We start from the raw sequence: 24,997 nt of genomic DNA, 5'->3' as shown, positions 1-24,997 counted from the left end.
GGAAGACCGCCCATGATGCCTTGTCGCGCGTGGCCGCGAGACAGCCTTGTATATCGTACGCTTGGCCATAGAATCGCCCGGTGGAGCCGACCTTACGCCAGTTACGTTACCTCGTGGCGCTTGCCGAGCACGAGGGTTTCTCCAGAGGCGCTGCGGCGGAGGGTGTGTCGCAGCCCAGTTTCTCGCAAGCGATCCGCAATCTCGAGGATCTGCTCGGCTACCCCCTGGCAGAGCGCGGCACGCGAGCGATCATGACGCCATTGGGGCGCGAAGCCGTCCTCGCCGCGCGCATGGTGCTGGCCGAAGTCGACGCCTTCATGTCGCTCGCTCAGCGCGATCAGGCGGAAGGGACGGGAACGCTCCGGCTCGGGGTGTCGCCGACGCTTGGTCCCTATCTGCTTCCCAAACTCGTGGCCGAATTGCATCGCGCGAAGCCGAACTTGCGGGTTCACGTCCGCGAAGGCTTGCCGAGCGAATTGATCCGGATGCTCACGGAAGCCGAACACGATGTCGTGCTGGTGCAATTGCCGATCGGCGAGCCCGGCCTTCACGTCGAGCGACTGTTTCGCGACCCTCTTCTCGTGGCGATGGCGCCTGAAGACCCGCTCGCTGCGAAAGAGGCGATCGAAATCAGCGATCTGGAAGGGCGGGGGCTCCTGACGCTGCTCCCACAGTATCGCCTCAGCGAACAGATACAGACCCTTGCGCAGGCAGCAGGCGCGCATGTCCGGCGTGACTACGAAGGGACGAGCCTCGATGCGATCCGGCAGATGGCGGGTCTCGGTATGGGGCTGGCAATCATTCCGCAACTTTATGCCCGGCAGGAAGTCCGCGGAAACGATGTCGTGGTCAAACCCTTCGCGGGCGGGCGTTTCTACCGGGAAGTCGGGCTGGTGTGGCGCAAGGGAGCCGGTCTTTCGCCCACCTTTCAGTCGCTCGCCGAATTGCTGAAGTGTGTCGCCTGATAGACAAAAACTATTGAAGTTATAATTCGGGGCCGGTTGTGCAAATATAGTCCCCTTCTCACCTTCGCTTGTGCAACAATGGGAAGCGCACGTGTCACAACCAGATTATGGCGTACGGGATCTTGGGCGATGGATCGGACTGATCCTTGCCCCCGACGCCACATTTCTCAGACTCGCGCTCGTCTATGGCCTGGCGATTTCCTTGCTGTCGCTCGCCACACCCATCTCGGTGCAATTGCTGATCAACTCGGTGGCGAACACGGCTCTGACCGCGCCACTGTTCACGCTGTCTGCCATGCTGCTGCTGCTGCTGCTGCTCGTTGGCGTGCTGAGCGCCTTTCGCGTCCACCTCATGGCGCTTTTCGAACGCCGGCTGTTCGGGCGCATCGTGGCCGAGATCACCTTGCGCGAAGTGCACGCGCAAAATCCGTTCTTCAACGACGCGCGACAGGGCGCTCTGTTCAACCGCTATTTCGATTTGATGACGGTTCAAAAGGCATTGCCCAGCCTGTTGATCGGCAGCTTTACGATCCTGCTGCAAGGTGTGGTGGGGCTCGTCGTCACCAGTTTCTACCACCCGTTCTTCCTGGCGTTCAACGCGCTGTTGATGCTCCTGCTGTATCTGGTCTGGCAGATCTGGGCCAACGGTGCGGTCAGGACGGCCATTGCCAAGAGCCACGCCAAGCACGCGACGGCACATTGGCTGGAAAGCGTTGGCGGATCGAACGGCTTCTATCAGTCGGCGCGGCATCTGGACTACGCGATCACCCGCTCGGAGGCCATGACCGAAGGCTGGGTCAGGGCGCACGAAAGGCACTTTCGCTACACCTTTTCCCAAACCGTTTGCCTGCTGCTGATCTACGCCCTGGCCAGTGCCGCTTTGCTGGCGCTTGGGGGGTGGCTGATCATTCAGGGGCAGCTTTCGATCGGGCAACTGGTCGCGGCCGAACTGATCCTGTCGAGTGTGTTCTACGGCATCGCGCAGTTCGGGCCCTATCTCGAAGCGTTCTACGACCTGGCCGCCGGACTGGAAGAACTCTCGCTGTTCTGGGACATCCAGCAGGACGAGCCGCGCGGCGACGATCGCGGGCCGGCTGACGGCACGATCAAGCTGAGAAACGCCGAGTACTCCCAGTTCAAGCTCGATTTCAGCCTCGCCAGCGGTGAGCAGGTGGCGGTCGTGGCGGCGCCTGGGGTGGAGCGCTGCCTCAGGTTGCTGCTCAAGCGTCACGAGACCCCCGAACGCGGCCTCGTGCTCGTTGGCGGCAGCGATATCGGCCACTTCGATATTTTCCGTCTGCGCTCGGAAGTCATGGTCCTGGCCCGCGCCTCCTTCGTCGAAATGACGATCCGCGAGTTCTTGGAACTGTCATCCTTCGATAAGGGCGGGGATATCAGCGAGGCGGTGGAGATTGTCGGTCTGTCGAACACGATCGCCAGCTTGGCGGATGGGTTCGATGCCGTAATTTCCACGACTGGCTCGCCGCTGTCGGTCGGCGAACTGATGGCGCTCAAGCTGGCGGGCGCGTTGCTGGCTCGTCCGCGGGTTCTGTGCCTAACGCAATTATACGACCTGCTTGCGCCCGAATGCCTCGATGCCTCGCTTGCCGCCTTGCGCGAGCATGGAACCACGGTGCTGCAATTCACGCGTCGACCCGAAGCCTCGCGCCGCGACAGATACCTCTGGATGGGGCGGCGCGAACAGCGCTTCTGCGACTCCGCCGCCGAACTGGTCGCTGTCGCGAGCGAACAAGGACGCTCCGATGCCTAACCCGGAAAATTTCGCCCAGTTCCGGACGCTGGCCAAGCTCAAGCCCCCGCGGTTGACGCGAGTGTTGGCCTGGATGATCGGCCTTACGATCATCATCGTCAGCATCATTCTCTTCACCGTTCCGTGGGTCCAGACCTCTGCGGGGACCGGACAGATCGTCGCTCTCAATCCTGAGGACCGGGTGCAGACCGTAACCGCGCTCGTCCCCGGACGAGTCGAACAGTGGTACGTTCAGGATGGCGACCGCGTGGAGAAGGGCGCTCCGATCGCGCGCCTGGTGGATAACGATCCGTCGCTGCTCAGTCGCCTGGCGGCCGAGCGGGCGCAGGTCGAAGCGGAGATTGCCGCCGCACGGCAAGCGATGGCGGTCGCGCAGATCGATGTCGATCGTTCGCGTCAGCTCCTGTCCGAAGGACTGGTCGCCCGGCGGGATTACGAATCCACTCAGATCAAGGTGGCCGATCACCGGGCCAAGCTGGCCGAGGCGCGGGCCAAGCTCAATCGCCTGGATGTGAGCCTGAACCGCCAGTCCGCGCAAACGGTGCGGGCGCCGCGCGCGGGGCGCATCCAGTCGATCAATGCCTCAGCCGGGGCCAGCCTGGTCAGCGCCGGGGACGTGCTTGCCATGCTCGCGCCCGAAAAGCCGGTGCGGGTCGCGGAACTCATGGTCGATGGCAGGGACATCGCGCTCGTCCATCCCGGGCGACGGGTCCGGCTGGCGTTCGAGGGATGGCCCGCGATCCAGTTCAGCGGCTGGCCGTCGGTCGCCGAAGGGATGTTCGATGGCCGTGTCCGAACGATCGATCCCTCGGCGCAGCCCAACGGACTGTTTCGCGTCCTGGTCGAACCGGCTCCGGGCAAAAGGCCGTGGCCGCCGAGGGACTATGTCCGCCTGGGCGCCAAAGTGCGCGGCTGGATCCAGATGGAAACGGTGACCGTAGGTTACGAGCTCTGGCGTCAATTGAACGACTTCCCGCTCGAATTTCGTCAGCCCGCGCTTGAGGGAGGGGGAACCGGTTCCGGCAGCGGCAGTGGCACCACGGCGGAGAGCAGCAAGTGATCCGGATCGTTTTCGGGTTGCTGGCAATGCTCTATCCGCACGCGGCGTTCGGCGAGGAGCCGTTGCTGCTGGAGGACGTGCTGCAGTCTTCGGCGCGCCATTCGCCGGCGATCATCGAGGCGATCAACAAGGAACAGGCCGCGCAGGGAAAGCAGCTTTCGGCCTATGGCGCCTTCGACACGGTCGTCGATATCGACATGAAGTCCCGCGCTCTCGGCTATTACGACGGCACCTACCTCGATGGCGACATCACCCGCCCGCTGACCAGCAATGGCGGGAAGCTCTATGGCGGCTATCGCGTCTCCCGCGGCGAATTCCCGGTCTACGACGGCAAGGCCTATACCAATCGGTTTGGCGAAGCGCGGGTCGGCACTGTGTTCTCGCTGCTGCGCGACCGAGTGACCGACGATCGGCGCACGCAAGTCGGACTCGCCGCACTGGATGTCGAACTGGCGCGGCTCGATCGCGATCTGGTGGCGATCGACGTGCAGCGCCGCGCCATCGCCGCCTATCAGGAATGGGTCGCGGCCGGGATGCGCGTCGGCTTGTACCGCGACTTGCTCGGGCTCGCGGCGGAACGGCAGACGTCGATCGAACGGCAGATCCAGCTTGGTGCGCGTCCCGGCATCCTCGGCACCGAGAACCAGCAGAACATCGTGCGCCGCGAAACCCTGCTGGTCCGTGCCCAGCGCGAGCTCGATTCCGCGGCCAACGCGCTGTCGTTCTACCTGAGGGACGCGAACGGTGAACCTTACGTGCCCTCGGCGGACCGCTTGCCTGCCAGCCTGCCGAGTTTTGATCTGCCGCAGATCGATGCGCTGCTGCGCAACGGCCTGTCGCGCCCCGAATTCAATGCGGTTCTGGTGAGGCTCAATCAGGCAGAAGCCCGCCTTCGTCTGGCCGAGAACGATCTCAAGCCGAGGCTCGATCTCCAGGCCGAGCTGTCCAAGGATGTCGGCCCGGTGGGGCTGGGCGGCAGCACCCGCACACCGACCGAGGGTTATGTCGGCTTTCAGTTCAGCCTTCCGCTTCAGCGGCGCAAGGCCCGCGGTCGCATTGCCGAAGCAGAGGCCGAAGCGCGCGCGCTCGCGGCGCGGCGGCGACTGATCGAGGATCGGATCCTGGTCGAAGTGAACGAACTGGCCATCGAAGTGCGCGCGACCGACAAGCTCGTGGCGCTGGCCGCGGATGAGACCCGCCTTGCCCAACGCATGGCCTCGGCCGAACGGCGTCGCTTCACGCTCGGCGCGAGCGAAGTCCTGGTCGTCAATCTGCGCGAGGAAAGCGCGGCGGACGCGCGCTTGCGCCAGATCGAGGCCGAGTATCGCCGCGCTTCGGCCCGCGCGGATCTGATCGCGGCGACCGTGGACCGCGAGCAGCTCGGCCTGGAGCCCGTGCCATCAGGCGTTCGCTATGACGATGCCGAGATATACTGCGTAGGCTGCCAGCAGCCCCAGAGCCGCCATGCGCGAGATCCGGCGCCTCAGCGCCAGGGCGAGGATCACCAGCCCGCTCGCAAGGACAACTCCGATGTCGAGTGGTAGCAAGTCCTGCGGAATGGGAGCTGGGGCGAGGAGCAGGGTCGCGCCGCCGATCCCGAGGATATTGTAGATATTCGAGCCGACGACATTGCCGAACGCCAGTTCCGGCTCCCCCTTCCGCGCGGCGATGACGGATGTGACGAGTTCGGGCAGCGACGTGCCCAGCGCGACGATGGTAAGCCCGATGAACGCTTCTCCCAGACCCGCAAGCAGGGCAAGGTCGATCGCGCCGCCGACGAGCAGGCCTCCACCCCACACCAGCAGCGCAAAGCCACCGATAAGAAGCACCACCGGCTTCGCCCACGAGCCCTGCGCATCGTGCAAGGCCGTATCTGCCAGTTCGAGCGCGCGACCGCGATCGTTCGGGGCGTTATGGATGGTGTCCGGTGCAACGAGCCGCTCTTCGCGATAACACCAGGCGATATAGGCGATCAGGCAGGCGAGGAGCGCAGCGCCAGTCCACCAGCCGCCAATCTGGAACACCGCGAGCAGTGTCAACGCGCCCGCGGCCGCAAGCGCGACCGCCGGATCGCGATAACGGTTGGGCGCGGTTATCGTGATCGGCGCGGCGAGCGCTGCGGCGCCCAGGATCAGCAGACTGTTGAGGTTGTTGGAGCCGACGATATTGCCCCAGGCGATGGCGGGCGATCCCGCCAACGCCGCCTCGGCGCTCGTCACCAGTTCGGGCAGCGACGTTCCGAAGCCGATGATGACCAGACCGATGACGAGGGCACTGACCCCGAGCTTCTCCGCCAGCCTGACGGCGCCGCGGACCAGCAGTTCTCCCCCGATCACGAGCGCGATGAGGCCGCCCGCGACGGCCAACAACGCTGCGATCATGCGGTCATGCTTCCGGAGCGAGCGCCTGGAGCGAAGCGAAGGATAGTCATGCCGGCGATCGCGGCGATCAGCGAGGCGCACAGGACGCCGAGTTTGACGGCGGCGATTTGTCCTTCGTCCTCGAAGGCGAGGTTGCCGATGAACAGGCTCATAGTGAAGCCGATGCCTGCGAGGCACGACAGTCCATAGATGTGGCGCAGGCTCACGCCGGCCGGGAGCGCCGTAATCCCGCTCTTGGACGCGATCCAGCATGCTCCGAAGACCCCGACCTGCTTGCCGATGACGAGCCCGGCGATAATGCCCAGAGACAGGGTGGAGGTGAACGCGTCGATACCGACCCCGGCGAACGATACGCCGGCGTTGGCGAAAGCGAAGACGGGCAGCACGAAGAACGCGACCCAGGGGTGCAACGCATGCTCGAGCCGTTCGAGCGGACGTTCCTTACCGCTGGCGATCGGAATGAACATCGCGGTCGCCACGCCAGCGAGTGTCGCGTGCACGCCCGACTTGAGGACGCAGACCCAAAGGAGAGCGCCAAGCAGCACGTAGGGAATGGTTCTGGCAACGCCCGCGCGGTTGAGCAGCAGCATGAGCGCTGCGGGGACCAGCGCCAGGCCGAGAGCCTGCAGATTCAGGTTTTCGGTATAGAAAAACGCGATGATCGCGATCGCGCCGATATCGTCGATGATCGCGACCGTGAGAAGCAATGCCTTGAGAGCCGTCGGGACGCGCTTGCCCAGGAGCGCCAAAAGCCCGAGTGCGAAGGCGATATCGGTCGCGGCAGGGATCGCCCAACCGCGCAGGTTCTCGGGCGAACCGGAATTGATCGCCGCGAACACGAGCGCGGGAACGATCATTCCGCCCAGCGCGGCGTAAATCGAGAGCGAAGCCTGCTTCCAGCTGCCGAGATCGCCCTCGACGATCTCGCGCTTCACTTCCAGGCCGATCAGGAAGAAGAACAGCGCCATCAACCCGTCGTTGATCCACAAGAGCAAGGGCTTGTCGATCGTCACCAGGTCGCCTGCACGGAAGTAAACCGGTGTGCCGAGCCACGCTTCGTAGAAGCTCAAGGCGGGGGAATTGGCGATCACCAAGGCGATCGCCGCGGCGATGATCAGGATGATCCCGCCGGCACTCTCGCTCGCGATGAAGTCGCGTAAGCGCTGTTTGGGGTTGCTAAGTGGCATGAGAAAAAGCGCGGCGCCCTTGTACAGTCGGGGGGCGGGTGCAGTCGGGCGCCGCTATGGTGCTACCTCGCAAGGTTTGAGGGCTGACGAAGCATCGCGATCTCGTCCTTGATCCGGAGCCGCAGGCGTTTGAGCAACTTCATGTCTTCCTGCCGGCTGCGAGCACGACAATTGTCGATGAGCCGGTTGAGGCGTCTGTGCCGCTTTTTAAGATTGTCCAAGCGATCCATGAAATCGTCTCCTTTCTGCTGACGATCATTACCGGAATCCCGCTGATTAGGCCAATTGAAAGTTGGAGGCCCATTCGATAGCCTGCGCCTATCGGAAGTGAGGCTGATGCCGACGATCAAGCAACTACAATACTTTGTCGCCGTCGCGGACGCTCGACACTTTGGCAGGGCCGCCGCCGCGGTTCACGTCTCGCAACCGACGCTCAGCCAGCAATTGAAGGCGTTGGAGGCCCGTCTTGGCGTCATGCTGATCGAACGCGGCGAGACCCCGGTGCAACTCACTCCTGTGGGCCGGGAAATCGCGGTGCGCGCACGCCGGATCCTGCTCGAGGTCAGCGATCTGCGCGGCCTAGCCCAGCGCAGCAATTCGGGGATGGCGGGCACGGTGCGGTTCGGCGTGACGCCCACGCTCGGGCCCTACCTGCTGCCCCCGGTGGTCGCGCAATTGCACCGCGATCATCCGATGATGCGCCTGCACATGCGCGAGGGCATACCCGACGATCAATTGGCCGAATTGCGCAAGGGTGGGCTCGATATGGTGCTTTCGCCGCTGCCCGTGGCCGGTACCGATCTGGAGATCGAGCCGCTGTTTCGTGAGCGTCTGCATCTCGTGGCGGCGCCCGATCACCCGCTTTTCGCAAAGTCCTCTCTGCGAAAGGCCGACCTCGCGGGCTCCGGAATCCTGAGCCTGGACCGCCGTCACCACTTCCATCGCCAAGTTTCCGGGGTCTGCGAGGATCTGAACGCGGAGCTCTTGCGAGATTACGAAGGCACTAGCCTGGACGCCCTGCGGCAGATGGCAGGATCGGGCATCGGGCTCGCCATTCTTCCCGAACTATACTTACGCTCGGAAGTGGGAGGGGAAGACATGGTGCGCCGTCTGGTCGTCGAAGACTGGTCGGCAACGCGTTCTATGGCGGCCGTCTGGCGTTCGGGGGCCGCCTATTCCGAATACTACCGGGTGATCGCGCAGTCGACGCAAGGGGCCGCGAGAACGTTGCTCGAAGGGGCTTGATCGTTCGGGCCGGCATTACCGCTCGCGTCGTGGAGGCGTGACCGTCGCCGCAGGGCGCGCCATGCGCCGTCGCAATCCCATCCTCAGCGGCGGCCAAGGCGTGGCAACTAAACGTTAATATCTATCGACTTACACGTATGTGCATGCCATTAACCATAAGGGTAGCGCGGGACCCTGTGGGCGGGGGCGCTGACGTGGGGGGCTGCTGAATGCTACAAAGGTTGAGCGTTTTCGTACTGCTGCGGGTTTCCTCCCGGCGGGCTGAAATCTGCCGGGAACTGACCGGCGATCATTTCGTCGCAATGCCGGTCGAAGATCTCGAAGACATGCTCTGCAAACCGCCAGAGACCGGTCTCCTCCTGTTCGATTCCAGAGAGCTGTCCATCGACAGCCTCACCTTGGCCATGGACACCCGCAACGTCTGGTTGCCGTTCGTCGCGATTGGCGAAAATCCCTCGGCGAGCGACGTGGTAAGTTGCATGCGCGCGGGCGCAATCGACTTCATCGATCTGGCGCGGACCGAAAACAATTTTGCGCATCAAATCGCAAATGCGGTCAGTGCGTTGAACAGCCTTTCGGGTGTCCGCTATCGTCAATACCGCGCGAGGCGGCTGCTCGCGAGCCTGACGAGCCGCGAACGTCAGGTGCTCGACGGTATGGCGAACGGCAAGAGTTCCAAGTCGCTCGCGGCCGAACTTTCGATCAGCTATCGCACTGTCGAGGCACATCGCACCAACATGCTGCGCAAGATGAACGCCTCCAGCTTTCAGGCGATCCGTATCGCCATCGAGGCGGCCATCGCTTAACAGCGTGGCTCAGGCGCGCGTAAGGGCGCCGTCGCCCGAAAGCTTTGGTTTCCATCGGGGCGAGCGGTCCTGGCTCGCGCTTGTGTCGGACTTCGAGCGCCGTGCGGACGATTCTACGCCGCGCCGGTTCCCTTTTGTGTCTCGATTTGTTAGGGGGCTCGCCTCCCCACAAACAGCACGAGCACCGGCAGCGCGGCCGGCAGGATGGTCAAAGGCAGATCTCGTTCTCGAATTTTGACATCGTTTCGCATCGCAGGACTTCGGTCGCGTCATCGGTTTCCTTCATTCTTTCAGCGGTGCGGCGGCTTTGTTCTGCGCGATTTGTGCTCGTTGCGGCGCTGGGTGTGTTTTGTGCTCCCGCGATGCTCTACGCAGCGTCCCCGCCAACCTTCCGTTCGGATGGCGCGATCGATAGCGATACCGGATATAGCTTGATCGAATGGGATGCGTCCGGCCCGGCGACCCTCGCGATCGCGCCGCCCGGCGCGCCATCGCGAGAGCTTTATTCCGGCAGCAACGAAGCCTTCTTCATTTCCGGTCTCGCCGATGGGACCTACCGCCTGACGCTGCGCGACGCATCAGGCCAAGAGGCACCGCCGCTGGAACTGCGCGTCGCGCACCAATCCGTGACGCAGGCGCTGTGGCTGGTAGCGCTTGGCGCCATCGTCTTCCTGGCGACCGTCGCCGCGATCCTGCGGGGTGCGCGCGATGACTAAGACGCAGGCTCTGCTTGATCCGACGCTCGGCTGGGTGCTGTTGGCGGCCTTCAGCGTGCTGTGGGTTGGCCTCGGCATCTACTGGGGCCGACGCAACAAGAACTTCGAGGATCACGCGCTGGCGGGGCGCAACATCGGCCTCGCGCTGGGTTCAGCGACGGCGGCGGCAACGTGGATCACGTCGAACACGACGATGCTGGCGCCGCAATTCGCGCTGCAACTCGGCATCTGGGGCATGCTTGCCTATTCGACTGCCTCGTTCGGGCTGCTGCTGTTCGCGCCGATGGCGGGCCGCATTCGCAGCTTGATGCCCAACGGCTACACCAGCGGAGATTTCTTCCGGCTGCGCTACGGACGAGTGGCCTGGGGGATCTTCCTCGTCTTCACGCTGTTCTATTCGCTGACCTGGTTGGTCTCTATGGCGATGGCGGGCGGCATCCTGCTCAACGCGCTTTCAGGCATCAGCTATGCCTGGGGGATGAGCGTTATCCTGGGCGTTTGCGTGCTGTACACCATGCGCGGCGGGCTCGCAGCGGTGATCGGCACCGACTTCATCCAGAGCATGATCATCCTTGCGGGCATCGTCATCGTCGGTATCGCGGTGCTGAGCCAGGTGCCTGTCGCGGAGATTCACGCCAACCTCACCGCCGAGCGCCCCGCACTGCTCGACGTGCTGTTCCCGGCCGCGATCATGGCGATCTTCAACAACCTGCTGTTCGGCCTCGGCGAGGTGTTCCACAACAATGTGTGGTGGAGCCGAGCCTTCGCGTTCCGCAAGGGCGTTGCCGGCAAGGCCTTTGCGCTGGGCGGGCTGATCTGGTTTCCGGTGCCGATCGCGGCGGGCTTCATCGCGCTCGCCTCGGGCGCGCTCAATGTCCCGGTCCCGGCCTCCGACATGGTCGGACCGCTGGTGGTGGCGACTGTGCTGGGCAAGGCGGGCGCGATCGGCATCTTCGTGATCGTGTTCTGCTCACTCGCCTCCAGCATCGACAGCCTGCTCGCCGCGACGTCGGACTTGCTGACCGAGGATGTCTATCGCCGCATGATCAAGCCTGCCGCTACGCCTGACCGGCTGAAGACGGTCGCGCAGTGGGTGACGCTGGGCCTGGGCGTGTTCACCTGGGCGGTGTGCCTCCCGCGCATCGGCACGCTGGCGACCGTGTTGTTCTTCGCCGGGCCGCTGGTCGGGGCGATGATCTGGCCCATCGTGACCGGCCTTTACTGGCGCAGCGCCACGACCACTGGCGCGATCGGCGGCATGCTCTTAGGCGCTGCGGCGGGGCTTGCCTGTTACTTCCTTATCGGCTGGTATACCGGCGCGCTCGTCGCCACCGCCGTCTCGATGGTATGGGTAGTTGCCTGTGCCCGCTTTTCCGCCGCCCGGTTCGATTGGGCCAAGCTGAAAGAATCTTCATGACCTTTTCCGCAGGCTTCCTCGAAGTCCTCGTCTATGGATCGATCGCGTGGTGCGCGATCTCCGTGATCGGGCTGGGCGTCACGCTGGTGCCCGACATCGCGCGGGGGGAAACATGGTGAGCCTTCCCGCCGCGCAAGTCGAGCATGGCCCCGATCCGGTCCGCAAGGATGGTATTTTGGGCAATCGCCCGGACCCGGCCAAGTTCCTCGAGAGGTCGCCCAAGCTGAAAGTGACAGTGCTCGATCGGTTGCATCACCAGTCGGTGCTGTCGGCGACGCTGTTCGACAAGGAACTGCTGACCGAACTCGCGAAACTGGCCGCCTATCTCCAGCTTGGCCGCTTTCCGGCGGGGCATGCGCTGGAAGACAAGATCATGGCGGCCGCCTTCTTCGAGCCGAGCACGCGCACCCGGCTCTCGTTCGAAAGCGCGATGCTGCGCGTGGGCGGCAAGACGATCAGCGTGGCCGACGCCAAGACCACCGGCGTCGCCAAGGGTGAATCGATGCGCGACATTGGCCAGATGTTCAATTCGTACGCCGACGTCGTCGTGGTGCGGCACACCGAGCAGCGCGCGATCGAGGACTTGACCGAATACCTCAAGATCCCGCTGATCAATGGCGGCAATGGCTCGGATGAACACCCAAGCCAGGCGCTGGCCGACTGGTACGCGCTGCTCAAGTGGAACCCCGAAATCGCGTTCGGAACGCTCCCCGAGCAGTTTCGCCTGAACATCGGCATCATCGGCACGCCAGGCAACATGCGCACGGTGAAGAGCTTCCTCATGCTGGCGCTGCTGTTCCACGAGAACATCAACCACATCACGATCTTCTCCGAGATGGCCGATCCGCTGGGCGACGAAATGCGCGAGCTGACCAAGTCGAGCCCGATCGGCATCGATTTCTCGCGCAACCTCAAGCAGAGCCTCGAATATCTCGACGTGATCTACATGAACGCGATCGCGTTCCTGGGTGACGGCTACCGCAGCTTCGGCAGCGAGTTCGCGCTCGATAACGAGAGCAACCTGAAGTCCGACACGGTGATCCTCCACCCGCTCGCGCGCGGACCGGAATTGTGCACTGGCCTCGACGAAACGCAGCACAATCTCTATTTCAATCAGGCGGACGGGGCCGTGTGGATGCGCCAGGCTCTGCTGCTGGCGATTTTCGGCCGTGTGCGCGATGTCGTGCCGACCACCTTCCTCGCCTGACCCGAACCCTTTCGAACCAATACCAGATCAAGGATACCTGACGACATGTGCGGCATTGCCGGGCTCTGGAGCCCCAACGCTCCCAAGAACGCCGACCAGGCACTGGCCGAGAAGATGGCCGACACCCTCTACCATCGCGGTCCTGATGGGCGCGGCTTCCATGTCGATGCCGACAAGGGGCTGGCGATGGCGCACACGCGGCTCTCGATCATCGGCCTCGATGCGGGCACGCAGCCGATCTACGGGCGCGAGGACGATGGCACGCAGGACCTGATCCTTACCGCCAACGGCGAGTTCTACGATTACAAGCGCCTGCGCGGCCTGCTGCGCACCGACGGTTATGCGTTCAACACCAAGACTGACAGCGAGATCGCGCTCAAGCTTTACGACAAGCACGGCCTCGATTTCATGCCGCATTTGCGCGGCGAGTTCGCCTTCACGCTCTATGACGCGAAGCAGGATCGCCTGATCCTGGTGCGGGACCGGTTCGGCATCCGCCCGCTGTTCTATCACCTTGGCGATGAGGGTTTTTTCTGGGGTTCGGAACTCAAGGCGATGCTGGCGCACCCGGCGGTGCCGCGCGAAATGTGCCCCAAGGCGCAGCTGCACCAGATGATGCAGGTTCAGGTCCCCGGGATGACCCTGTTCAAGGGCATCCACGCGCTGAAGCCCGGGCACATGCTGATCGTCACGCGCAAGGGCGACGGCTTCGAAGTGGAGGAGCGCGAATACTGGGACGCGGTGTTCCCGCTCGATGGCGAGCATGACGAGCTCACCGACGAAGAGCACATTGAGAACGTGCGCGCCAAGCTGGTCGAGAGCATCACCTTCCGGCTCGAGGCGGACGTTCCGGTCGCCTGTTATCTATCGGGCGGAATCGATTCCTGCTCGATCATCGGCATGGCCGCGGCGATCCAGCAGTCGCCGGTCAAGGCCTTCACCATCAGCTTCGACGATACGCGTTACGACGAAGCCGCGATCGCCACCGAGATGGCTGAGAAGGCGGGGGCGGATCAGGACATCCTGAACGTGAAGGCGCTCGATCTCTACGGCCAGAACTTCGAGGACGCGATCCGCTTCTCGGAGCGCACGTTCTACAACACGCTCGGCGTCGCCAAGATGCTGATGAGCAAGCATGTGCGCGAGGTCGGCTACAAGGTCGTCATCACCGGTGAAGGCTCGGACGAACTGTTCGGCGGCTACGCGCAATTCAAGGCCGACTACTTCCTCCACGATCCGGCCTACGCCGAAACCGCGGCGGGCGATGACATGAAGAAGCGCAACGCGATCTTCTCCGGTTCGGTACTCGCAGAACAGGCGATCAGCCACCCGGCCTTCGAGGAAGTGATGGGCTTCACCCCCTCGTGGATTCAGCCGTGGATGCTGGTGCTCGAACGCGTGAAGCCGCTTCTGTCCGAAGATTTCAAGGCGAAGCTGGGCGACTACGATCCGATCGCGGCGATCGCCTACAGCCTCGATCGGTCGAAGCTCGACGGGCGCCATGTGCTCGACAAGGTCCAGTACTCGTGGATCAAGACCATGCTCGAAGGCCAGATCCTCAATTGGGGCGGCGACCGCGTCGACATGGCCAACAGCCTGGAAAGCCGACCCGCCTTCCTCGATCACCACGTCGCCGAAATGGCGATGCGGATCCCGCCGCACGTCCGCATCCGCGACGGCATCGAGAAATGGGTCGTGCGCGAGGCGATGAAGCACGTGCTTCCCGAAGTGCTCTACAAGCGCGAGAAATTCGCCTTCATGGCCCCGCCCGCGCACACCGACGAGGCCAAGACCGCCGAAATCAACAAGCTGATCGAGAAGTGGCTATCGTCTGAAAAGCTGGCCGAAGTGGGCATCTTCGACGAGGCGAAACTGACCGCCTCGATCGAAGATTACCGCAAGAGCGACGATCACACGCAGAACACGCGCAAGGACATCATCCTCAACCACGCGATCGGCCTGCACGCGATCGGCGACTTGCTTTAGCGCACCGACGAAAGGCGGGTCGTTCAGGCGCTTGGGGAAAGAGCCTTTTGGACGGCACCGACGGCGTTACCGAGGGCCTTGGCTTCCGGGCACGCGGCGTCGCAGGCATCGCGGCGCGACTCCAGTCGGTCGAGAATGCGCTGCGCTGCCGCTTGGTCGCCCAGCTGAATTTCGGCGAGGGCCAGGCCGGTCAACGCGCCGGGATGTTCGGAACGCCGCATCGATGCGGCCTTCTTGAACAGCCGGCGTGCGGTCTCGGGATGGTCCTGCCCCAATGCGGCGACGCCTTTCAGGAGCCGTAACTGCAACAGGCCGCCGTTGGTCCGAGTGGCACCGAGTACGTTATCGAGAACGTCGTCGGCTTCGGCATAACGGCCTTGCGCGAGCAGCCCGCTGGCTTGCTGCAGCGGTCCGGGCGTAACGTGCGGTGCGACCTTCATATTGTCGAACCACAGGGTTCGGGCGTCTGTCGTGATGACAGGGCCGACAACCGGACCCGTGCTTTGTGCGGCAAGCGGTGCGGCGATCAGTGCTGCTACCAGGGTCAGCGATGATGTCAGGCGCATGTTTCGACCTCCTTTTGGGAAGAAGAGATAGTCTCACTCGTGCCAGCAACCGTCAATCTATAACTGGGATCGAGACTGCACGCTTTCCTTAATCTGCGAAATCCAGGTCTCATACAGAACAAGGCGCGCAACCCGAAAGTCGCGCGCCTTGCTCTTGATCGACGTTCGGTCGTCTTCGGGAATTACATCATCATGCTGCTGTCGGACGAAAAGTCGTTGAGCATCTCGATGATGTTCGACGCGTCGTCGGACATCACCATTTCAAGCTCGCCCGCCGCGACGGGAAGGTTGCCCTTGTAGCCGGCGGTACCGTCGGCTTCGCCCGGGCCCGCGCCTTCACCGGCTTCGAGCGTCATGCCATGCAGCACGATCTCCCGCAGCGCGAGCATCGGATCGGCCCCAAGGTCTTCCTCGGGAAGCGTGAACGACATCGTGTACTTCACGACACCATCGTCATTCGGCATGGGGAAATCGCCCATGTCGTTGGTCAGCGGCAGCAGCACGGGACCGTAGTCGGGCTGTGCTTCGGCCAGTTCGATGAACCCGTCACCATCGGCATCGGAGTCCATCGTCGGGAGCATCGATTCCTGAACCATGCCCATCGCATCGGCCATGAAACCATGGATGTGCTGGGCATGCATCTGGCCTTCTTCGAGACCTTCGGCGTAGATCGTGACGGTCAGCTCGTTGGTGTCCTCGTCAAAGCCAGCGATCGCCATGCCGCTGACGCCCGAATCGTTGAGCGCGGTGAACGAGGTCGAGAAGAACATCTCATCATCGGCAAATGCGTCTTCACCGGTCAGCGCGGCGACATCCGCACCGAAGCCCATCGGGAAGTTGCTGTCGCTGGCGGTATCGAGCATGTCGAACACGTCGGCCTGGGTCTCGGCGGTGACGAGATTGAGCTCACCGGCCGCGACCGGCAGGACGGCTTTGTATCCGGCGGTGCCGTCGGCTTCGCCATCGCCCGAACCTTCGCCCGCATCAAGCGTCATGCCGTGCAGCACGATCTCGCGCAGAGCCAGCATGGGATCCGCGCCCAAGTCTTCCTCGGGCAGTGTGAACGTCTGCGTGTACGTCACCATGCCATCGGCACCCGGCATCGGGAAATTGCCGGCATCATTGGTCAGCGGGAGCAGGATCGGGCCGTAATCCGAGGAGGCTTCCGCCAGTTCGATGAAGCCGTCATCGTCCGCGTCGGCGTCCATGCCGGGCGTCATCGCATCCTGCACCATGCCCATATCGTCGGCCATGAAACCGTGAATGTGCTGGGCATGCATCTGACCCGCTTCCAGACCATCGGCGTAGATGGTGACGGTCAGCTCCTTCGTATCCTCATCGAAGCCAACCAGCGCCGTGCCGGTCACACCAGAGCCATTCAGCGTGGTGAACGAGGTCGTGAAGAACATGTCGTCATCGGCGTACGCATTTTCGCCCGTCAACGCGGCCACGTCGGCGCCGAAACCCATCGGGAAATTAGCGTTTTTGGCGTTGTTGATCGTTTCGAATGTGTCGGACGCGTTGTCGGCGGTGACCATTTCGAGTTCACCGGCCGCCACTGGCAGGACGGCCTTGTAGCCAGCCGTGCCATCGGCTTCGCCATCGCCAGAACCTTCGCCTTCATCAAGCGTCATGCCGTGCAGCACAATCTCGCGAAGGGCCAGCATCGGGTCGGCGCCAAGGTCTTCTTCGGGAAGAGTGAAGCTCTGCGTGTACGTGACCCTACCATCGGCGCCGGGCATCGGGAAATTGCCTGCGTCGTTGGTGAGCGGAAGCAAGATCGGGCCGTAGTCCGACGCAGCTTCGGCCAGTTCGATGAAACCATCGTCATCGTCATCGGCGTCCATGGTGGGCGTCATCGCATCCTGCACATTGCCCATGTCGTCGGCCATGAAGCCATGGATGTGCTGCGCGTGCATCTGACCCGCTTCGAGACCATCGGCGTAGATGGTGACGGTCAGTTCGTTCGTGTCCTCATCGAAGCCGACGAGCGCCGTTCCACTCACGCCAGAATCGTTGAGCGCGGTGAACGAGGTGGTGAAGAACATCTCGTCATCGGCATAGGCGTCCTCGCCGGTCAGCGCGGCCACGTCGGCGCCGAAACCCATCGGGAAATTGGCGGTCTTGGCGTTGTTGATCGTGTCGATCGTGTCGGCGGCGTTGTCGGCGGTGACCATTTCGAGTTCACCGGCGGCGACCGGCAGGTTGCCCTTGTAGCCAGCGGTGCCGTCGGCCTCACCGTCGCCCGAACCTTCGCCTTCATCAAGCGTCAGGCCATGCAGCACGATCTCGCGAAGGGCGAGCATCGGGTCGGCCCCAAGATCCTCCTCGGGAAGGATGAAGCTTTGGGTATATGTGACCATCCCGTCCGCGCCGGGCATCGGGAAGTTGCCCGCGTCGTTGGTGAGCGGAAGCAGGATCGGGCCATAGTCCGACGCGGCTTCGGCCAATTCGATGAAGCCATCGTCATCGTCATCGGCGTCCATCGTGGGCGTCATCGCATCCTGCACATTGCCCATGCCATCGGCCATGAAGCCATGGATATGCTGAGCGTGCATCTGGCCCGGCTCGAGACCATCGGCATAGATGGTGACGGTAAGCTCGTTCGTATCTTCATCGAAGCCGACGAGCGCCGTGCCGGTTACGCCCGAACCGTTGAGCGTGGTGAACGAGGTCGTGAAGAACATCTCGTCATCGGCATAGGCGTCCTCGCCGGTGAGCGCGGCCACGGTATTCGCGAAGTTGACCGGGAAGTTCTGATCAACGCCATCTTCGAGGTCGTTGACGGCAACCGTAATGTCCTGCCGCGTCTCGTTGCCCTGCGCGTCCGTCGCGACGACGGTGAAGGCGTAGTTTTCCTGCATCTCGAAATCGGGCGAACCGGCAAAGACGATGTCGCCGTTATCCGCGATCATGAACGCGTCGGCATCGTCGCCTTCCAGCGTGACGGTGATGTCGCCACCTTCGGGATCGGTGACACCGGGCGTAAGCACCACGGTTCCGGCCGGGCTGTTCTCATCGAAGTCAAAGGCGGTCGTCGTGTTGCCGAAGACGGGCGCTTCCGCGACGTCGGTCACCGAGATCGTGATGTCCTGATCGGTGGAATTGCCCTCGTCGTCCGACGCGGTGACCGTGAGCGAGTAGCTGCTCTTAGTTTCGAAATCAGGCGAATTCACGAAAGTGATCTCGCCGCTGGTCGCATTGATGTTGAACGCCGAGGCATCGGTGCCCGTAATGCTGAAGGTGATCGGATCGCCTTCGGGATCGGTGGCGTTGGCATCGGCGACAACCGTTCCGGTCGCGCTGTTTTCCGCCACGCTGGCATCGGCGACAGTCAGCGTCGGCGCCTCGTTGTCGTCATCGTCGTCCGTGATGATGATGACCGCGGCGGCCACCGCAGCGATGCCAAGGACGGGCAGGATCCAGCCGGCCATTCCGTTGCCGCCGAATTGCGCGTAACCTTCCGCCGCGCCATTGTCGGGATTGGCGGTGATCGTATCGCCCTCACCGCTCCACGCCACGTCCACCGCTTCGCCCATCATGGTCGAAAGCTGCGCGGAATTGTCGGCGGCGATCTGTTGCACCGGTGCCTCACCGTGGGCTTGCGCCTGCGCTTCGGCGACCTGACGGTCGTCTTCGGAGCGAACCTCCTTGCCGTCCTCTTCGGTGTCGCGCTCGATCTTTGCCCACTTGACGTCCGCGAAGTTGGCAGGTGCCTGGGCGTCGGAATTCGCAGCTACTTGCGCGGCATTCGCAGCGTTCGGGGCCGCGCTTGCGGAGCCGTCTTTTCCAGCTGCGCCGGGTTGTGCCTGATCCTGGTGAGGTGCCGGCGCGGCGCCCGCGACGGTTGGGGCGACTGCGGCTTGGGGTCCGCTGTTCGTCTGGTCACTCATCGATGTCTCCCTGTCTCGAATGAAAAGCGGATGGGTAGACACTATTGACCAAGCAACGCAGCCAACTCTCCCCAGCCAATATAATACGATGCCCACGTCTACTCGTGAACGTAGCGTATATTGGGCATCGTCCAGGAGCGAACGATCCTGAGAAAGGAATGGTTCCCCGATAGTTAGCGAAAAATTATGCGTTCACACTTCGACACAAATCGCATTTGGCCGGTTCTACTATTGAATAGTGGCAGTATTTTCTTGGATTTTTAGGTAAAGGAAAGCAGTATTATTTAGCGCCCAAAGTGCGGAGGCGGGGGCGGCCCAAGGCGCGCAGGTTGCATCCTAATAGGATTCCACAAGCCTAGGCTCGCCAGCCTGTCGAGTGCCCGCGCAGTGACTGCCACCGGAACGCTGGGGTAGGGCGCCGCTACCGCGCGCCAGTAACGGGCGGCGCGCGGTCTTGACGACTTTGGATGAATCAGGCCTGCGCGGGCACTTTTTCGCAGGCCAGTTCCAGCACGCATTCGTAGAGCAGCTGCGTGCCGCGTTCGATGTCGGACCAGTGCGTCCATTCGTCGGGAGCGTGGCTCACGCCCTTCACCGAGGGCACGAAGATCAGGGCTGCGCGCGTATGATTGCAGAAGAACTGCACGTCGTGTCCCGCGCCCGAGGGCATGATTTTGTAGCTGTAGGCCAGGTCCTGCGCCTTGCGTTCGATCAGCTGCATCAGACCGGCATCGCAATAGGCGGGTTCGAGCCAGCTCATCCGCTCGTACTCGAAATGCAGCTTGTGCCGACGCGCGATGGACGAAAGCACGCGTTCGCAAGCGTTCGCGATCGCGCGCATCTTTTCTTCCGAAAGATCGCGGCCGACGATGGTGAATTCGACTTCGCCCGGGACCGTGTGCGGGAAGCCGGGCTTGCAGGCGACGTGGCCGATCGTGATGCGGCTTTTGTCAGTGCCTTCTTCATCGATGATGCGCTGAATTTCGTGCGCGAAGTCGACCATGCCCATCAGCGCGTCGGAGCGCATGTTCATCGGCGCGGTGCCGGCGTGGTCGGCCTTGCCGATCATCCGCACCTTCCATTTGAACACGCCCGAGATCCCTTCGACGATCCCGATGGTGACTTTTTCCAGATCGAGAACCGGGCCTTGCTCGACGTGGAGTTCGAGAAACGCATGGATCGTCTCGGGCCGGCGATAGGCATGCAGCGCCTTGGTATAATCGAGGCCCGCCTCGGTCATCGCATCCTTGAGCTTGTAGCCGTGTTCGTCGGCGGCACCTTCCAGCCATTCGAGCGTGAGGTTGCCGGTCATCGCCTGAGCTCCGAGCATTCCGCCGAAGCGGCCTTCCTCCTCGCTGGTGGCGATGATTTCGACCGGGTAGTGCGGGACGACGCCGTTCTGCTTCATCGTGCGCACCACCTCGAGTCCGGCCGCGACGCCCAGGACGCCGTCGAAAATGCCGCTGGCGGGCACCGAATCGAGGTGCGATCCGATCACGACCGCGGGCCGATCCTCCGGACCGTAGCGGCCCCAGACATTTCCGGCGCCGTCGATCCCATGACCCATGCCGAGCGCCTCGAACTGCGCGCGCAGCCATTCCCGCGCAGCCATGTCGGGTTCGCTGAAGCCTTGCCGGTAAACGCCGCGATCCTCCTCGTTGAAGCCGAAACGGGAAATGGCGGTGATGTCCTGCTCGACGCGATCTACGTCGATGCCGGGGGTCTGGGCCTGGGCCACGGGTCCTCCTTTTTATCGCTTGGGCCCAACATAGGGCCTGGGCTCCGAGGCGCAAAGGGGTGCCGGCAAAGCGCTACAGGCACCATTTCGGAGCAATTGGCACCGCAATCGACCTTAAGGCGTGCCTTCCTAGGGAAAACCCCGGATTCAGGGCTTAACCCCATGGTTGCTACGTTGCTCAGACAATTGTTCACGGCAAACAGAAGGCAGTCCGTTTGCCAAACCGTCGATGCCGAAGGGCCAGGGGCGAATGCTCCGGTTTCTTCCTGCGATGTTACGCCTCTGGACAAGGTGAATTCGTAGGAAGCCGGAACACAGCGATCCCGGTCTCTCGGCGGCAAACGCGAGGCTGCCTTATGCCGAAACTAGACGACTACGTGCAAACGAGGAATGACGCGAACGGTGCGGGAGAGCGAAGTGCGCTCAATTTTGCCGCCTCGCGATCGGAATCGCTGTTGTGGCCGATGTTCGAAAGCGCGCCTTCGGGCCTGCTTATCGTCTCGCAGGACGGTCGCATCCAGGCCGCCAACCGCCGCCTTCTCGCCATGTTCGGTTATACGCACGACGAGCTGATCGGCCGCTCGGTGGAGATGCTGCTGCCGTTGCGCGGTCGCGCCGGGCACGTCGGGCGTCGCAGTGGCTTCATGCGCCAGCCCGCCGCTCGCGCGATGGGACGGGACCGCGATCTGACCGGTCTGCGCAGCGACGGCATGGAATTTCCGCTCGAGATCGACCTCAACGCCATCGACATCGACGGCGAACGGATCGCCATCGCAACGGTGGTCGACATCACCGAACGCAGGCGGGCCGAGATCCAGCTGCGGGAGGCGAAGGCACGCCTCGAAGAATTCTCGTACGTCGCCTCGCACGATCTGCGATCGCCGATACGCGGCATCGCCAACCTGATCGAGTTTCTGCGCGAGGATCTGGGCGAAGACGCCCGGCCCGATCTGCTTCGCCATGTCGACCGCATGACCCAGCGGGTCGAGGCGGCCGAAAAGCTCATCGTCGACTTGCTGGCTACGCCCGCGCAGGAAAAAGCGAGTCGATGACGGACACCGTCTCGCTATCCAAGCTCGTCCCCTGGATCGTCGAGCTTGAGGGGCTTCCCGAGGGCTTTACCATGGAAATCGATGTTCCCGAGGAGACCTTCGTCGGATCGGAAACCGCGATCGCCATGGTCATCCGGAATCTCATCAGCAACGCGGCCAAGCATCACGACAAGGAAGACGGCACGATCACGGTGCGCGCCTGGTTCGAGCATAATACCTGCGTCATCGAGGTCGCCGACGACGGACCGGGTATTCCCGAAGTCGCGCAAGATCGCGTGTGGCGGCTGTTCCAGCGGCTGAACCCCAAGGGCGAGGGCAGCGGCCTCGGCCTGTCCCTCGTCCGCCGGCTCGTCGAAGGCATTGGTGGCACCATTTCGATGCACAGTGTCGATGGCGAACGCGGGACGACCTTTCGGGTCGAATGGCCCCGCTTCGCGAGGGCTGACCACGATGATTGACCACGATGAAATCACGGACATTCTCGTCGTCGATGACGATGACCTGACCGCCGAGCTCCTGGAACGATCTCTGCGTAAGGAAAGGGGCCGCTTCCGGATCGTATCCGCTCACGACGGGCTCGAAGGTCTCGTGCAATTGCGTGGCTCTCAGCCCGGATCGGCCCAGCCCCCGATGATCGTCGTGCTCGATCTCAATATGCCGCGCATGAGCGGCCTCGAATTTCTGCGGGTCGTACGTGCCGACGCCACCATGCGCCAAAATGTGATTTTCGTTTTGACGACGTCGGATGCCGACGAGGATCGCTGCCGCGTCTACGAGGAATGCGTCGCCGGCTACATCCGCAAGTCCGATGTCGGACGCGGCTTCCGCGATGTCGCGCATCTCATCAGTACCTACTGCAAAACCGTATATCTGCCAGCATGAAGGATCACCCCATGTACGATGCCCGTCTGCGCTTCCTCGTCATCGAGGATGAGGAAGTCGATCGCGAACGTCTGACTCGCTTGCTTTCCACGATCTATCCTCTGGCGCGGATCGTCGAAGCCGATTGCGCCGAGGACGCACGTCGCAAGCTGCGCAGCGCGACTTTCGATTGCGTCTTGATAGATTACCAGTTGGGCGATGCCGTCGGCGCCGAACTGCTCAGTGACGTCACGGCTCACCGACCGGAAGTATGTCCGAAAATTCTGAGCACACTGCATGAATCGGACGAGCTTATCGTCGAATCGATCCGCCAGGGCTTTTCTGACTACATCGCCAAATCGAGCCTTAGCGAGGATTCCCTGCGCCGCGTGATCGACGAGGCGCTCGCACGTGCGGCGGCCGAAGAAAAGCGCCGTAACGACGAAGTCGGGCTGCGATCGCTCGCCACCACGATCCAGCGCAGCTACGAGCAGCTGCTGATCTCGACCGCGGACCGCGCCAAGGTCTTGTCGGACAGCAAGACCATGTTCCTGGCGAACATGAGTCACGAGATCCGCACGCCGCTCAACACTCTGATCGGTTTGTCGCACCTGCTCGAAAGCACGGATCTGAACGCCGATCAGAGCGACATCGTCGCCAAGATGCGGGTCGCGGGTCGCAGCTTGCTGACGACAGTGAACGACGTGCTCGATCGCACCAAGCTCGATGCCCAGGAGATGGTTCTGGAGCACGTCCCCTATTCGCTCACCGAGCTGTTGCGCGATTTGCATTCCCTGGTCGAACCCCAGATCGGCACCAAGCCGATCGAGCTCGACGTCGCGGCAGCGCCCGAAATCCCCCCGTATCTGCTGGGGGATCCCTCGCGCCTCCATCGAGTCTTGCTCAATCTGCTGACCAACGCGATCAAGTTCACCGACAAGGGCACCGTAAAGCTGCTGGCGGAGCTGGACGAGAGCGAAACGCGGCTCCGCATCAGCATCAGCGATACCGGCATCGGCATCAAGCCGGAGTTCCAGGGCGAACTCTTCGCGCCGTTCGCCCAAGCCGACACGTCGACCACGCGCCGCTTCGGCGGGACCGGTCTGGGCCTGTCGATCTCGCGCGATCTGGTCAGGTTGATGAACGGCGACATCTCGATGGTCAGCGAGCCGGACAAGGGATGCACGTTCATGGTCGACATCCCGCTGCACCGCTATGCCGCAGCTGTCGACAAGGCTCCGCGCAACCGCAAGGGCAAGGGCAAGGGCAATCAGCCGCGGCTGAAGGATGTGCGCGTGCTGGTGGTCGACGATTGCGACATCAATCTCGAAGTCGCGACCCGCATTCTCGAGATGGAAGGCTGCAGGGTCGCGACATCGGTCAATGGACAGGATGCGGTCAAGTTCGCGATCGACGCGCAAGGCGCGATCGATGTGATCCTGATGGACTTGCAGATGCCTGTGCTCGACGGGCGCGATTCCTTCCGCCGGATCGTATCCGCGCTCGGTGCCGAGCGGCCGGTCGTCATCGCCTTGACCGCTGGTGTCGCCTCCGGCGATTTCGGCACGCTCGACATTGGCGGGATGGACGGCCTCATCTCCAAACCGTTCGACATCGACAATCTGGTGGCGACCATCCGCGCCAGACTCGAGGAAGGGCCGGGCGTGAGCCGGACGCATACCGAACGCCGCTCGGTGGCCGAGTGGCCCGCGATCGCTTGCATCGAGATCCAAGACGTCCGGTTGCGGCTGGGCGACGATGTCGAGCTGTTCCGCTCGATTCTGCGCCAGTTGATCGACGATTATCATAACATCGCCTGGGTTTCGGGGATGAAGGACAAGGCCGAGCAGAGCAAGCGGCTCAACTTGTTGCGCGCGAGCGCCGCGCTCGTCGGGGCGGGGCAGCTTTCGCAAGCTGCGGCGAAAGCCGCCGAAGTGGCCAGTCGGGGAGAGCTTACGAGCGAGCCCAGCTATCTTGCGTCGGTCTGCTTCGAGATGAGCCGTCTCCAGTCGGAATCCGCGACGTTCCTCGAAGGGCTTGCTGTCCCAGGTTCCAGGGCCCGGCAGACGCTGGAGCCTGGTTCTCGCCGCCAGCCTCGCGACGCTATCCCGGCTTCGTTGCACTGAGCGAATTTCGGTGCGAGCCG

Annotated in this window: 19 protein-coding genes and 1 pseudogene; 15 read left to right on the top strand and 5 right to left on the bottom strand. The window is 62.9% G+C overall.

What is annotated here, in order from left to right; translation table 11 throughout:
* Nucleotides 1-80: 80 nt before the first annotated feature.
* The 4 genes and pseudogenes from GQO94_RS05540 to GQO94_RS21320 all read left to right on the top strand — a co-directional run.
* A complete protein-coding gene (locus tag GQO94_RS05540; RefSeq protein ID WP_156840160.1) occupies nt 81-965 on the top strand; it encodes a hydrogen peroxide-inducible genes activator in 885 nt (294 codons plus the stop codon).
* Between the two features lie 91 nt (nt 966-1,056).
* The gene (locus GQO94_RS05535; RefSeq protein WP_156840159.1) at nt 1,057-2,736 is read left to right on the top strand and encodes an ABC transporter transmembrane domain-containing protein; all 1,680 of its coding nucleotides are present in this window, start codon (nt 1,057-1,059) and stop codon (nt 2,734-2,736) included.
* Nucleotides 2,729-3,796, top strand: a complete 1,068-nt coding sequence (locus GQO94_RS05530; protein ID WP_156840158.1) for an efflux RND transporter periplasmic adaptor subunit — start codon at nt 2,729-2,731, stop codon at nt 3,794-3,796. Before GQO94_RS05535 ends, GQO94_RS05530 begins: the two co-directional genes overlap by 8 nt.
* 26 nt (nt 3,797-3,822) lie before the next feature.
* Nucleotides 3,823-5,145 (top strand): annotated as a pseudogene (locus tag GQO94_RS21320) (TolC family protein); the annotation flags it as partial.
* Nucleotides 5,146-5,196: 51 nt separating this feature from the next.
* On the opposite strand, the gene GQO94_RS05520 reads toward GQO94_RS21320, so the two are convergent.
* Together GQO94_RS05520 and nhaA are read right to left on the bottom strand one after the other, a co-directional pair.
* Complete coding sequence (locus GQO94_RS05520; protein ID WP_156840157.1) at nt 5,197-6,177, bottom strand: calcium/sodium antiporter; 981 nt, start codon at nt 6,175-6,177, stop codon at nt 5,197-5,199.
* Nucleotides 6,174-7,364 carry a Na+/H+ antiporter NhaA gene (gene nhaA, locus GQO94_RS05515; protein WP_156840156.1) on the bottom strand — a complete coding sequence of 397 codons (1,191 nt, stop codon included), beginning with the start codon at nt 7,362-7,364 and terminating at the stop codon, nt 6,174-6,176. Before nhaA ends, GQO94_RS05520 begins: the two co-directional genes overlap by 4 nt.
* Before the next feature lie 336 nt (nt 7,365-7,700).
* On the opposite strand from nhaA, the gene GQO94_RS05505 reads away from it, so the two are divergent.
* From GQO94_RS05505 to asnB, 7 genes are all read left to right on the top strand, one after another.
* Nucleotides 7,701-8,609, top strand: coding sequence for a hydrogen peroxide-inducible genes activator (locus tag GQO94_RS05505; protein WP_156840154.1), 909 nt, complete (start codon nt 7,701-7,703; stop codon nt 8,607-8,609).
* Between the two features lie 221 nt (nt 8,610-8,830).
* Entirely contained in the window at nt 8,831-9,415 is a 585-nt protein-coding gene (locus tag GQO94_RS05500; protein ID WP_198045824.1) for a response regulator transcription factor, read from the top strand.
* 362 nt (nt 9,416-9,777) lie between these two features.
* A complete protein-coding gene (locus tag GQO94_RS05495) occupies nt 9,778-10,131 on the top strand; it encodes a hypothetical protein (RefSeq protein WP_156840152.1) in 354 nt (117 codons plus the stop codon).
* Complete coding sequence (locus tag GQO94_RS05490; RefSeq protein WP_156840151.1) at nt 10,124-11,548, top strand: sodium:solute symporter family protein; 1,425 nt, start codon at nt 10,124-10,126, stop codon at nt 11,546-11,548. The genes GQO94_RS05495 and GQO94_RS05490 overlap by 8 nt, the downstream gene beginning before the upstream one ends.
* Nucleotides 11,545-11,667, top strand: coding sequence for a hypothetical protein (locus GQO94_RS21210; protein ID WP_269748733.1), 123 nt, complete (start codon nt 11,545-11,547; stop codon nt 11,665-11,667). The genes GQO94_RS05490 and GQO94_RS21210 overlap by 4 nt, the downstream gene beginning before the upstream one ends.
* On the top strand, nt 11,661-12,755 hold the full coding sequence (locus tag GQO94_RS05485) for an aspartate/ornithine carbamoyltransferase family protein (RefSeq protein WP_232332788.1): 1,095 nt from the start codon (nt 11,661-11,663) through the stop codon (nt 12,753-12,755). Before GQO94_RS21210 ends, GQO94_RS05485 begins: the two co-directional genes overlap by 7 nt.
* 45 nt (nt 12,756-12,800) lie before the next feature.
* A complete protein-coding gene (asnB, locus tag GQO94_RS05480; RefSeq protein WP_156840150.1) occupies nt 12,801-14,741 on the top strand; it encodes an asparagine synthase (glutamine-hydrolyzing) in 1,941 nt (646 codons plus the stop codon).
* 23 nt (nt 14,742-14,764) lie between these two features.
* Here asnB and GQO94_RS05475 read toward each other — a convergent pair whose 3' ends face one another.
* From GQO94_RS05475 to GQO94_RS05465, 3 genes are all read right to left on the bottom strand, one after another.
* Nucleotides 14,765-15,307, bottom strand: a complete 543-nt coding sequence (locus GQO94_RS05475) for a tetratricopeptide repeat protein (protein WP_156840149.1) — start codon at nt 15,305-15,307, stop codon at nt 14,765-14,767.
* A 182-nt stretch (nt 15,308-15,489) separates the two neighbouring features.
* Nucleotides 15,490-19,200: a cadherin repeat domain-containing protein gene (locus GQO94_RS05470; RefSeq protein WP_156840148.1), complete on the bottom strand. Its 3,711-nt coding sequence runs from the start codon at nt 19,198-19,200 to the stop codon at nt 15,490-15,492.
* 472 nt (nt 19,201-19,672) lie between these two features.
* Nucleotides 19,673-20,938, bottom strand: a complete 1,266-nt coding sequence (locus GQO94_RS05465; RefSeq protein ID WP_232332787.1) for a Zn-dependent hydrolase — start codon at nt 20,936-20,938, stop codon at nt 19,673-19,675.
* A gap of 356 nt (nt 20,939-21,294) precedes the next feature.
* Between GQO94_RS05465 and GQO94_RS05460 the strand changes: the two genes are divergently transcribed.
* Genes GQO94_RS05460 through GQO94_RS05445 form a run of 4 tightly spaced genes read left to right on the top strand, consistent with a single transcriptional unit; the run spans nt 21,295 to nt 24,977 of the window.
* Nucleotides 21,295-21,990 (top strand): PAS domain S-box protein, encoded by a 696-nt coding sequence (locus GQO94_RS05460; protein ID WP_156840147.1) that lies wholly within the window; start codon nt 21,295-21,297, stop codon nt 21,988-21,990.
* Nucleotides 21,987-22,448, top strand: a complete 462-nt coding sequence (locus tag GQO94_RS05455; RefSeq protein ID WP_156840146.1) for a sensor histidine kinase — start codon at nt 21,987-21,989, stop codon at nt 22,446-22,448. Before GQO94_RS05460 ends, GQO94_RS05455 begins: the two co-directional genes overlap by 4 nt.
* Entirely contained in the window at nt 22,441-22,872 is a 432-nt protein-coding gene (locus tag GQO94_RS05450) for a response regulator (protein WP_156840145.1), read from the top strand. Before GQO94_RS05455 ends, GQO94_RS05450 begins: the two co-directional genes overlap by 8 nt.
* A gap of 11 nt (nt 22,873-22,883) precedes the next feature.
* Nucleotides 22,884-24,977 carry a hybrid sensor histidine kinase/response regulator gene (locus GQO94_RS05445; RefSeq protein WP_198045823.1) on the top strand — a complete coding sequence of 698 codons (2,094 nt, stop codon included), beginning with the start codon at nt 22,884-22,886 and terminating at the stop codon, nt 24,975-24,977.
* The last annotated feature ends 20 nt before the right edge of the window (nt 24,978-24,997 follow it).

Source organism: Novosphingobium aquimarinum, from assembly GCF_009746585.1.
Lineage (GTDB): Bacteria > Pseudomonadota > Alphaproteobacteria > Sphingomonadales > Sphingomonadaceae > Novosphingobium > Novosphingobium aquimarinum.
Note: the sequence above shows the minus strand (reverse complement) of the source record. Positions and strands in the feature narration are given on the sequence as shown.